Origin of the sequence: Thioclava sp. (assembly GCF_048263065.1) — a bacterium.
In the GTDB taxonomy this organism is placed as follows: Bacteria; Pseudomonadota; Alphaproteobacteria; order Rhodobacterales; family Rhodobacteraceae; genus Thioclava.
In genome coordinates, this window is the sequence record NZ_JBLXEM010000055.1 from 1 (window position 1) to 11,012 (window position 11,012).

The 11,012-nt window shown below is 51.8% G+C and carries 11 protein-coding genes and 1 tRNA gene; 9 read left to right on the top strand and 3 right to left on the bottom strand.

The genetic code is table 11. From position 1 onward, the window contains the following. The first annotated feature begins 305 nt into the window (after window positions 1–305). The 9 genes from ACN0SD_RS20125 to ACN0SD_RS20165 all read left to right on the top strand — a co-directional run bounded on the left by ACN0SD_RS20125 (window position 306) and on the right by ACN0SD_RS20165 (window position 9,933). Window positions 306–1,469: a tyrosine-type recombinase/integrase gene (locus ACN0SD_RS20125; RefSeq protein ID WP_417809972.1), complete on the top strand. Its 1,164-nt coding sequence runs from the start codon at window positions 306–308 to the stop codon at window positions 1,467–1,469. Between the two features lie 514 nt (window positions 1,470–1,983). Further along, window positions 1,984–2,550: a hypothetical protein gene (locus tag ACN0SD_RS20130; RefSeq protein WP_394198010.1), complete on the top strand. Its 567-nt coding sequence runs from the start codon at window positions 1,984–1,986 to the stop codon at window positions 2,548–2,550. Then, the gene (locus ACN0SD_RS20135) at window positions 2,550–3,812 is read left to right on the top strand and encodes an AAA family ATPase (protein ID WP_394198008.1); all 1,263 of its coding nucleotides are present in this window, start codon (window positions 2,550–2,552) and stop codon (window positions 3,810–3,812) included. The genes ACN0SD_RS20130 and ACN0SD_RS20135 overlap by 1 nt, the downstream gene beginning before the upstream one ends. Before the next feature lie 738 nt (window positions 3,813–4,550). Beyond that, the gene (locus tag ACN0SD_RS20140) at window positions 4,551–6,083 is read left to right on the top strand and encodes a terminase large subunit domain-containing protein (RefSeq protein WP_417809973.1); all 1,533 of its coding nucleotides are present in this window, start codon (window positions 4,551–4,553) and stop codon (window positions 6,081–6,083) included. Continuing rightward, window positions 6,074–6,391, top strand: coding sequence for an HNH endonuclease (locus ACN0SD_RS20145; protein WP_394198003.1), 318 nt, complete (start codon window positions 6,074–6,076; stop codon window positions 6,389–6,391). The genes ACN0SD_RS20140 and ACN0SD_RS20145 overlap by 10 nt, the downstream gene beginning before the upstream one ends. Window positions 6,392–6,444: 53 nt before the next feature. Next, window positions 6,445–7,683 carry a phage major capsid protein gene (locus ACN0SD_RS20150; RefSeq protein ID WP_394198001.1) on the top strand — a complete coding sequence of 413 codons (1,239 nt, stop codon included), beginning with the start codon at window positions 6,445–6,447 and terminating at the stop codon, window positions 7,681–7,683. 2 nt (window positions 7,684–7,685) lie between these two features. After that, window positions 7,686–8,300 (top strand): HK97 family phage prohead protease, encoded by a 615-nt coding sequence (locus ACN0SD_RS20155; protein ID WP_394197999.1) that lies wholly within the window; start codon window positions 7,686–7,688, stop codon window positions 8,298–8,300. Beyond that, a complete protein-coding gene (locus ACN0SD_RS20160) occupies window positions 8,301–8,882 on the top strand; it encodes a hypothetical protein (RefSeq protein ID WP_417809974.1) in 582 nt (193 codons plus the stop codon). After that, window positions 8,869–9,933 carry a hypothetical protein gene (locus tag ACN0SD_RS20165; protein ID WP_394197995.1) on the top strand — a complete coding sequence of 355 codons (1,065 nt, stop codon included), beginning with the start codon at window positions 8,869–8,871 and terminating at the stop codon, window positions 9,931–9,933. The genes ACN0SD_RS20160 and ACN0SD_RS20165 overlap by 14 nt, the downstream gene beginning before the upstream one ends. 3 nt (window positions 9,934–9,936) lie before the next feature. Here ACN0SD_RS20165 and ACN0SD_RS20170 read toward each other — a convergent pair whose 3' ends face one another. The 3 genes from ACN0SD_RS20170 to ACN0SD_RS20180 all read right to left on the bottom strand — a co-directional run bounded on the left by ACN0SD_RS20170 (window position 9,937) and on the right by ACN0SD_RS20180 (window position 11,011). After that, a complete protein-coding gene (locus ACN0SD_RS20170; protein ID WP_394197993.1) occupies window positions 9,937–10,356 on the bottom strand; it encodes a hypothetical protein in 420 nt (139 codons plus the stop codon). Between the two features lie 73 nt (window positions 10,357–10,429). Then, complete coding sequence (locus ACN0SD_RS20175; RefSeq protein WP_394197992.1) at window positions 10,430–10,771, bottom strand: hypothetical protein; 342 nt, start codon at window positions 10,769–10,771, stop codon at window positions 10,430–10,432. A 165-nt stretch (window positions 10,772–10,936) separates the two neighbouring features. Beyond that, a tRNA-Asn gene (locus ACN0SD_RS20180) sits at window positions 10,937–11,011 on the bottom strand. Between the last annotated feature and the right edge of the window lies 1 nt (window position 11,012).

Sequence of the window (11,012 nt, forward strand, 5' to 3'; positions counted from 1 at the left end):
TGCAAAGAACCTTAAACGGGTACGTTTCACATGACAATTTTGGAGGATTAACCTGGCCATGTAACCCATTCGCAAGAAAGGGGGAAATGGCTCCGACGGTAGGGATCGAACCTACGACCAATTGATTAACAGTCAACATATAGCTGATAACACTCGCAAGCAATATGTCCCTTTTCAAATAAATTTACCTTTATTAATAGTAACTTGAAGTGTCATTTAACAACTATCAATAACAGTGTGTACTGGCCTTGTTGTGCCCCGTGCTGTGCCCCAGTATGATGAGCTGCAGCATAAGGGGTAAGTAAATGGCAAGGCTAACGGCGGCGAAAGTTGGGGCTTGGAAAGCGTCGGAAGAACGGCAACAGATACCGGACGATTTGTGTGTGGGTCTATATTTGATGGTGCAACCTACTGGGCGCAAAAGTTGGTCGGTTAGATACAGGGTTGGGTCAGCGCACAGGCGTTACATGGTTGGAAAGTTTCCGCAAATAGGCCTTGCTGAGGCGCGCGACAGGGCACGCGAGGTTTTAAAGGCTGCGCAGGGCGGCAAAGACCCGTCAGCGGAGAAGCGCCAAGCGAAAGTAGACACAGTTCGGGCGATTGTTGACGAGTTTGATCGTTTCCACCTTTCCAAACTAAAGAGCCGTAAGAATGCTATGGGGTTCTTGCAGCGGTCAATAGTTGCCGAGTGGGGTGACAGGCCGTTACGGGACATAAGCAAGCGGGACGTTTCAAGGCTGGTCTTGGCTATCGTGGAAAGTGGGCGTGAAGTAACAGCGAACCGGACATTCGCGCATGTTCGCAAATTCTTCAACTGGTGTGCAGAAAACGGATATATCGATCATCCGCCGACTGACCGCATGAAGATGCCAGCGGTCGAGCAATCGCGTGATAGATTTTTGGCGGCTCAAGAAATCAAATGGTTTTGGCAGGCATGTAGTAATCAAGCGCAGCCGTGGGGGCATATGGGAAAGATGCTTTTATTGACGGGGTGCCGTTTGTCTGAGGTTGCAGGCATGAATGATGCAGAAATATCAGGTGATGTGTGGGAGATACCGGGTAGCCGGACAAAGAACGGTCACGCACATAAGGTGCCGCTTTCGTCTCTTGCGAGTGATGTGCTGAATGGCGTCTGCCGCATTGGGTCGAGCGGTTACATATTCACCACTAATGGCGCAACGCCAGTCAGTGGCTTCCATAAGGGCCGACAGCACATCGCCGACGAAATGCAAGACCTAGCAGGGGCTCACCAAATACCGCATTGGACGTTTCACGATCTTAGGCGAACCTTGGAGACAGAATTAGCAAGAATGGGTGTAGCGGAAACTCTAATTGACCGCATTACTAACCACCTTTCTGCTATTCCGAAGATGCGCCGTGTGTACCAGCAATACGACTACTTGCAGGAAAGGCGTGAGGCGCTCGAAAGCTGGGCGAATCATGTTAAAGGGCTAAATTCCGCCCTTTAACATAAAAAAAATTCAAAAATAGTTCAATTTTGTCGCCTGTAATATTTATAGGCGTCATTCCGCTCAATGGGTTTGATTTTTTCAATATACCAAGAGTTTAGTTGATCACGGAAATGGGGATCATAGGTCAAATTGTGCCGATATTGCACCGATTTTGACTTGGGTTCTGTGTTTTCAAAAAAGTAGTGTGATACACTGATATCAACTTGAACGGAAGGCTACAAGTCAAGTACCTAAATCTGCCCTGCAAGGCGTATTTAGGTGGGGTAAGAATCGAATTCTGCTTCTCTTGTAGCATAACATAAAGCTGGAAAGCAATACCTATGACAGAAGTAACTTTAATGACCTCGAGTGAAGTGCGAGAGATGATGGGGGGCATTTGCAACCAAACGCTATGGCGTTGGAGTAATGACCAAAGCCTAAATTTTCCGCAGCCAATCAAGATCAAGACGCGACGCTACTGGAAGCCTGACGACCTATCAAACTGGATCGAAAGTAAAGGGGAGGCTGCTTGATGCATGATGACAATAAAGCCCCCCAGCGCGAACCGGAGGGCAATAATGGTAGCTATGGACATCATGACACTACCACAAACGAACAAACCGAAGCAAATAAGGTAGACACCGAACTTGCGCTGCGTGTGGATGCAACCCGTGCCAAGGTGATAAGCTGGCTCGAACGGATTACAAAATGGCGCGAGAAAGTTGGCCCAGAAGCCGAATTGCAGCCGGAATTTTATCGCTATCACCCGGCATTTGAGGAAATTTCTGTCATTTTGTCGGATGTGTTTGTCGTCGCGGAAGATGATGAAATCGACACATGGGCTACGGAAACCCTGCACAAGATCACAAGGGGCGCTGACGGCAACTTACGGTATGCGGGGAAAGGGAAGAGCGGTCTAGATGGCATGATCGACACCATGCAGCGGGCCGCACTGGTGGCGGTTCAAGCCGGAGACTTGTCTGCGGCGGGATTGGCGTCAATGCAAATCGACATGGCCCAAAAGCTGAAATTGATCCTGTGGTCAGATGATTGGCCGCTTGAATTGCCACTTGTAGTTGGCATTCGGGAGGCTGTTTAATGGATGATGCTGTAGCGGCATTTTTCGGCGGCGATGACTCTGCTTTGGAAAGGCTTCCCAAAAGCAATCCTGTTGCGGCTGCTAATTCTGGAATGCGAGTAATTAACGGGGGGCGGGCGGCAACGCTTGCCCCTCAGCCTGCCATGCGAGAACCTACGCCATTTGTCTGGCTTGACCCAGCGACACAACCAACGCGACCATGGACATATGGCAATCACCTTCAGCGCAAGACGGCATCCGCAACAGTTGCGCCCGGTGCAGTGGGTAAATCTTCTTTGGTGGTGGTCGAGGCTTTGGCAATGGCTACCGGACGCGCTTTGCTAGACGTAACGGTGCCAGCACCACTAAAGGTCTGGTTGATTAACCTTGAAGAGCCAATGGACGAATTGAACCGTCGAATGGCAGCAGCAATGCTTCATCATGAGATCAATCCCAGTGAGATTAAGGGGCGGTTCTTTCTTGACGGTCGCGATTGTGAACTCTGCATGGCAAAACAGGTGCGTGGGGAAATTGCGATCAATACGCCAATGCGGGATGGATTGATTAAGCATATCAAGGAGCATGGGATCGACCATTTAACAATTGATCCATTTGTTAAATCTCACCGCGTAACAGAAAACGACAACAGCGCGATTGATGCTGTCGCGACTGAATGGGCGAGGATTGCTGACGAATGCAACATCTCAATAGAGCTTGTCCATCATACGCGGAAAGGTAATGGGCAAGAACTTTCATCCGAAGATGGGCGTGGCGGTAGCTCTCTGCTAAACGCTGTTAGGGATGGGCGCGTTCTGAATAAGGCTAGCAGCAAGAAAAAGAAGGAAATTGGTGTTGATGTGGTGTCTGACCGCGCAACCTACTTCACAGTGACGCAAGATAAACCGAACTACTCCACTGGTAGCGGGGCGGAATGGCACCGGACTGTTGGCATTGAACTTGGGAATGGTGATTGGGTTGCAACTGTTGAACGCTACACGCCACCTGATGCTTTTGACGGCATATCTGTTGCGGATACCTTAGCAGTTCAAAGGGCCATAGATATGCTAGAAGATCCACGGCAGAGTGCACAGGCGAACAATTGGGTAGGTAAAACCGTTGCCGATGTTCTTAATCTGGATACGGATAATGACAAACGCCGTATCCAGCAGATGCTTAGTGCTTGGCAGGCTAGCGGTGCACTTATAATCGAAAAGCGCAAAGATAGCGGTAAGGGTAGAGAATATCCGTGCCTAATTGTTGGTGAATGGGTGAATGAAACCTAGCACCCCCACCACGCCAAAACCAAGGTGGGGGAAGGTGGGTAGTGGGGAAAACCTCACTTACTCTTACCGACCCCACCACTACCCCCCCCCCTTTAGGGGGTAGATGGTGGTGGTGATGAGAGCGGCCAAAATTAGTAAACAAGCGAGGTGGGGGCGTTGTTTCCGCTAATTCGCGGTGCTTATGCATAAATGCTAGACTTACAACATGAATTATTATGACCGCATAGAAGCATCGCACCGCCGCTTGCTGGCCCAATACGGGCAGGGCAATGTGGAGATAGGACGCACCACAACAACGCCCGGTGCGACTGAATTTGATCCACCAACAACTAGCACCGTCTTTGAACCATTGCGCGCTGTGGTTCAGGGCGTTGGTCTAGAATATGCGGATGGTTCTAGCGTCCGATCAAGCGACCTGACCGTGCAATGTGGGGTGCCAAGCATCGCGCCTGATCTTGGCAACAAGTTGCGCATAGATGGTGGGCCATTCCTATCTGTTACGCAGGTTGATCCAGTGCCAGCCGCTGGTAACCCTGTAGGCTATATCCTTATCGTGAGTAGGGGCTGATGCTGGTTATTGAATGGGCGTTGGCAGCTACTACAATCTGGGTTTGGTGTGACATAGCAATTGGCCTAATGGCCTTGGTGTGATGGTTCCAATGCCATGTCTTTTTAATAGGGGGCCTTTCGGGGGTCTTACTGTTCCTTTCTCTCTCCCAAAAAAATCTGGAAAAAGTGATGGGTAGACCAAGCAAACAAGCCTCTGCGGCTATTGCCTTCATGAAAAAACTACGCATTCCAGAAGGTAAAATGGCGGGAAAACCCGTTAAACTGGCCTCTTATCAGCGGCAATTTATCTGCGGTGCGCTTGCCCCTAGCGTTATGATTGGCTGTCTTAGCATTGGTAGGGGGAACGGCAAAACAGCATTGTCGGCTGGGCTTGCTCTGGCTGACGTGATGGGGGAACTGACAGACCAGCCAAAGCGGGAAGTTATTCTTGCGGCTCGAAACCGTGACCAAGCAAAAATTGCATTCCAATTTATTGTGGGCTTTGTCGAAGGCTTGCCCGATGAAGAACAGGAACTGTTCACAATTCGTCGCGGGTCCAAGCTGGAAATTGAGTATAGCGGCAATGGTGGGGGCCTTGCGCGGTGTATTGCTGCCGATGGTAAGTCTATTCTAGGCGGTGCGCCTACATTGGCGATACTGGATGAACGGGCCGCATGGGATCGTGACAAAGGCGACAACTTGGAAAACGCCATTCTGTCGGGGCTTGGCAAACGTGATGGGCGGGCACTCATTATCTCGACCAGTGCGCCTGATGATGCAAACACCTTTTCGCGTTGGTTAGATGAACCGCCCCCCGGCTGCTATATTCAAGAGCATAGGCCCGCTTTTGGGCTGCCTGCGGATGATCTTGAAAGCTTGCTTATAGCAAACCCCGGATCAAAAGAGGGCATTGGGTCAACTGCGGAATGGCTGGTGGCGCAAGCGTCCCGTGCAATTGCCCGTGGTGGCTCTGCGCTTTCCAGTTTTAGGAACCTGAACCGCAACGAACGTGTCAGCACCGAAGACCGCTCTATGCTGGTCACGATAGATGAATACCTTGCCGCCGAAGTCGCGCCGGATGATCTGCCGCCCCGCGATGGGCCGTGCGTTCTGGGCGTCGATCTTGGCGGGTCGCGTAGCATGTCGGCAGCGGCTTTATACTGGCCCCAGACAGGGCGACTTGAAGCGATTGGCACATTCCCTTGCAAGCCAGGGCTTGCTGACCGTGGCGCGGCTGATGGTGTGTCAGGGCGTTATTCAGAAATGCAAGAACGCGGCGAACTGACCACAATGGGCGATACAACTGTTCCGGTGGGGCGTTGGTTGGCTGACGTTGTGGCAATGACTGACGGTCAAGGCATTGCCTGCATTGTTGGCGATAGGTTTCGACATGCAGAATTTACCGAAGCAATGCGGGCGGCTGGATTGGAACGGGTGCCGTTTATCTGGCGGGGCTTTGGCTGGCGTGATGGTGCCGAAGACATAGAGCGGTTCCGTAGAGCATTGTTTGAAGGCATGGTGAAAACGCAACCTAGCTTATTGCTGCGATCTGCTTTTGGCGATGCAATCACGCTGGTTGATCCTGCTGGCAATCATAAACTAGCCAAAGCCCGATCACTGGGCCGGATTGATGCGGCGGCTGCATCTGTCATTGCCGTTGCCGAAGGGGCGCGAATGGTGAACCGACCAAGCCGCAAAAGCCGTGTGGCGCAATGGGTGTGAGGCGCTATGACCGACATAGCGCAAAGGTCACAGGCTCTAAGCGTTGGCAGGTGGTGCGCAAGCAAGCAAAAGACCGTGACGGCTGGAAATGCGTGGAATGTGGAAAGCGGGGTGTGCGTCTAGAGGTGGATCACATTAAACCTGTTAGGCAAGCGCCTGATTTATCGTTTGAACTTTCAAATTTACAGACACTTTGCACCCCATGTCATAGCCGTAAAACACGCATTGAAATTGGGCTTGGGAAACCAGACCCCGAACGGGAAAGATGGAAGGCTTTGTTAAAGGTCGGTGATTTTAAGAAAACTTAGCAATTTGATAGAATTAAGCATCATAACTTAAACCTAGCTAGGTGAAAATATACATGCTTGATAGTATCAAAATTAGCCGCCGACAGTCTGAAATTCGCCAAGAGTTGGCAGCGCTTGTTGGCAAAGAAAAACCGACCGAAGATGAAACCCGAAGTCTTGGCGATCTTGATGGGGAATATCGCACGAACGAAACGCGCTATCGTGCTGCTTTAATTGCAGAAGATGAGCAACGAAACGAAGCAAAGAACGAACTCGAAACCCGCACTGATCGTGAATATGCTGAACTGGTTGGACGGTTTGAACTGCGCCAAATTGCAGGCGCTCTTGATGAAGGTCGGGCGCTGGACGGTGCGACTGCCGAAGTCGTGCAGGAAATGCGCAACGCTGGCGGCTATCAGGGTATTCCGGTTCCCTATCAGGCGCTAGAGCAACGGGCAGGCGAAACCATTTCAACTGACCTGCTGGAACCTAAAACCTATCGCCCGATCATTGACCGCATTTTCCCGAATAGCGTAGCCGCACAGCTTGGCGTTCAACGTGTCAGCATTGCGCAAGGTGAAGTTGCATACCCTGTTGCAACGGCTGGCGCTGTCTTTGGGTGGCAGACTACCGAACTTGGCAATGTGGGCGCTGCCTCTGCCTATAAAACGTCTGAGCGTAGCCTAAACCCCGATCAAACGGGCGGCGCACAAATGGTTATTTCTCGCAAGTCTTTGAAGCAATCGGGGGCGGGTTTGGAAGCTGCAATTCGCCGCGATCTAAATGCAGTCATTGCGACAGAACTTGACCGCGTTGTTATTAACGGCACAGGGGCAAGTGGTCAGCCCCTTGGTATTATTCCGGGCGCTGTCTCCTACGGGATTGCATCCGAAGACGTGAGCGCTGCGCCTACGTGGGCCGCATTCCGTGCTGAAATTGTAGCATTCATGGAAGCCAATGCGATCACCAGTGCAAGCCAAGTAAACATCGCCTTTGATCCCGCGATCTGGGCTGAACTTGATGATGCTTTAATCTCTGGCACTGCTGTCAGTGAATGGGACCGTCTGACAAAGCACGTTGGCAAGCCTGCTATCAGCAATGTCATTCCAACTGAAACCGCAATCCTGACAGCCAATGTGCAGGGCATTGCACCGGGCTATCTAGGTTTGTGGGGTGGTGTCGATCTTATCCGCGATCCCTACACGCAAGCGGGTTCCGGTTCTCTGGTGCTAACGGGTCTTGTGACCGCTGATTATACAGCACCGCGTGGGCTTCAAACTCGCATTCTGACCAACTTGGCAGAAGGTGCATAAAAATGCTGACCAGCTTTTCTGATGAAGCGGGGCTGGAACTGAGGGCGGCGGGCGATGGTTCCCGCCGCTTGTCGGGTCGGTTTCCCTATGGCAAACGCGCTGTCCTATCGGATGGCGGGCGCAATGGGGGCAGACCTCGCAAGGAAGTAATCAAGCCAAAGGCGTTTGCTTATCGCGTAGACCGCCCAGACGAAGACATTCACATTCTGCTGGGTCACTCTTATGACAAGCCGCTTGCAAGCCGCAAAGCTAAAACGTTGATCCTGACAGACAGCGAAGACGCGCTGACTTTTGAGGCAATCATAACGCAAGAGGTGCAGCAAACCACATGGGCGCAAGACTTCTTTAACGCCTATGCCGCTGGTCTTGTTCAAGGGATTAGCCCCGGCTTTCGCATTCCACCGCCCCGCGCAGTTAAAAATGCTGAAACGGTAGAGGATGAAGACCCCGCCGAAGGCACTGCAATCATTCGCAACATCTGGGCCGCGCTACTTTACGAACTCTCTTTTGTCACGCGGCCTGCCTACCATGAAACCGAAATCGAAGAACGCAATTGGAACCTGACCGACAGCGGGTTGGCAGTTCCTATGCATCCCTTGAATAAGTGGAGGCTGTAAGTGTCGCTTTTACATATTGATGAAGCTGAACCTGCTGCATATCCGGCACCGCCGGATGATCTATCAACGGCTGCTGCGGCTCTTGATCCTGCTTTGGTTTGGCAGCGTATAGAGGCATTCATTCGTTACCGCTGGGCCGAACGGCAAGTGGTTTGGTTAGTGAATGGTAGCGGCTATCGCAGCGGGGCCGGTGCCGTTTGGACGCCAACACTTTGCCCCGTATCGAGCATGGCGCGAGAGGTATGGGACTATGAAGCCGAAGGTTGGGTGGCATCGCCATACCGTAAAACGCCTACAGGAATGCTGCTTGCCCATAAATGCCAATACAGGATCACGGCAACTGTGGGTAACACTGACGCGCCACCCGCTGCGGTCCTAGAGGCTTATCGCCGCTTGGCTGAATATATGGCAGCAACATCGCCTGCGCCTGCTGGTGCGCGTTCCTACTCAATCGACGTTGGGCAAATTTCTGAAAATATCCGCCTTGATCCTAACCACATGGCAAGAGCCATTCATAATTCCGGCGCGGCTGATCTGCTGCGCCCATATCGCCGCTTGGGGGTGAACGATGAAAATTCTTGATTGGTTCAAACGTGCCGACAAACAAGAGCAACGCAGCCTAACAGGCGCGGGCTATACCGCCGATATTATGGCAGCGCGGTCTAGTTGGATCACGGGGCAAACAGGTATCGCTGAACTGACCGCCACTGTCCAAGGCGCGGTGAGCCTCTGGGAAGGCGCTATGGCGCTTGCTGACGTTGATGGTGCCGACATGCTAGACCGCCGCACAATGGCATTGCTTGGGCGTTCTCTGGCCTTACGGGGTGAGTTTGTTGCGCTGATTACCGAAGGCGGGCTGGTGCCTGCATCTGATTGGGTGATCTCGACACGCAACGGCAAACCCCGCGCTTATCAATTGACCTTGCCAGATACAGGGGGCGGGCAGGCGGTAACTGCTCTTGAAGGTGAGGTGTTGCATATCGTGACGGGTGCCGATCTGGGCCAGCCTTACTTTGGCTCTGCACCACTACACCGCGCAAGCCTAACGGGTGACATGCTGGCAACGCTGGAAACTGCATTAGGTGAAGCCTATGATGCTATGCCGCTTGGGTCGCAAATTGTACCATTTCCCGAAGCTGCCGACACTGACATGGATACGCTGGCGCGTGGGTTTCGTGGCAAACGGGGGCGAGTTCTATTGCGTGAATCTGTTCAAGTCACTGCGGCTGGTGGGCCTGCACCGTCACAGGATTGGAAAGCCTCTGACGTATCGCCTGACATGCAAAAAACCATGTCACTGCAAACGCTGGAAAGCGCTAGGGATGCTATCAATCATGCCTTTGGGGTTCTGCCCGGTCTAACCAATGCCGCAACAACTGGGCCAATGGTAAGGGAGGCGCAACGCCACCTTGCGCAATGGACCTTGCAGCCAATCTGTGCCTTGTTGGCCGAGGAAGCCGCAACCAAGCTAGGCAACCCCGTTAAGATCGACGTTATGCGGCCTCTGCAGGCGTTTGATGCTGGCGGCAGGGCTAGGGCGCTGACAGGGATCATTCAAGCGCTGGCAGTAGCTAAAGAAGCTGGCGTGGATGCTGATAAGGCCATGCAGTTTGTGGATTGGGGGGATGGTTGAGGCTTAAAGGCCGTTCGCCGTATCAGTGTGAGCGCTACTCTGTCCCGCAATAAGGATTTTTACGCTATTGGCAGGGGCATTGTTAATCTGATTGCAGGCGTCGGCTCCTGTCTCAAATAACCAGCCCTGAGTTTGACGGCTGTTCAAAACAAATACGGACTTCACCTCCGGCATTTCCATATTCAGCAAGGGACCGAGGCAGAACCCTCCCTGAACAACAGCGTAATAAACGGTATCGGTAATCCGACGTTCATTTAAAGTAATCCGCAAAACGCCGCCGTTTGTAATCTCTATGCTTTTCGGGGCCCACGGCGCGAAAATTTCGCGTGCATCTGTCTCTGTATCTGCTTCTGCCGGAAGCGAGTGACTAAATATCGTCAAGGCTACTAAAGTGATAATTCGAAAAAACGTCAATTGTGCCACCTACTATTAAACCTACTGTTTGTTGGTAGTACTCCCCCAACTGGACGTGGTTACCTGCTGGGGGAGGGAATTTTCACCAAGCTTCGCAAGCGCCAAAAAAGTCTTTCTTGAGGAACTTTCCATTAATCATGGATCCACCAAAAAATTCGTAGCCGACATACCCCCCCAAACGATTTTTTCCGTTAACTTCACCACAAACACGGCGCTCACGTTGACCATCTTGAAGAACAACGTCAACAGCCCGAACTTTGCGAAAGCGTGCAGCCTCTGGGTCAAAAAAACCTACTGTAACGGTTTCTTGAATTTGCCGAATTTGAGCGTTTGAAAGGCGTACTGGTTTAGACTCCGTGATAGGGGTCATTTGCAGGCAACCTGAAAGGGCCACTGCTAATACCAATGGTGCAAAAAATTTCATTATGTTCTCCATATAATCCGCCCCTAGATATGTCGGTTGGAATGATGGGATACAAGTGAAAGTGGTAATTCTGGTTGGGATAAGTTGCCAGCTGTCTTTGTGCCCCAACTGTGCCCCAGATAAGAATAAGGGCTCAGCGATTTAACGCTAAGCCCTTGAAACTAATGGCTCCGACGGTAGGGATCGAACCTACGACCAATTGATTAACAGTCAACTGCTCTACCGCTGAGCTACGTCGGAA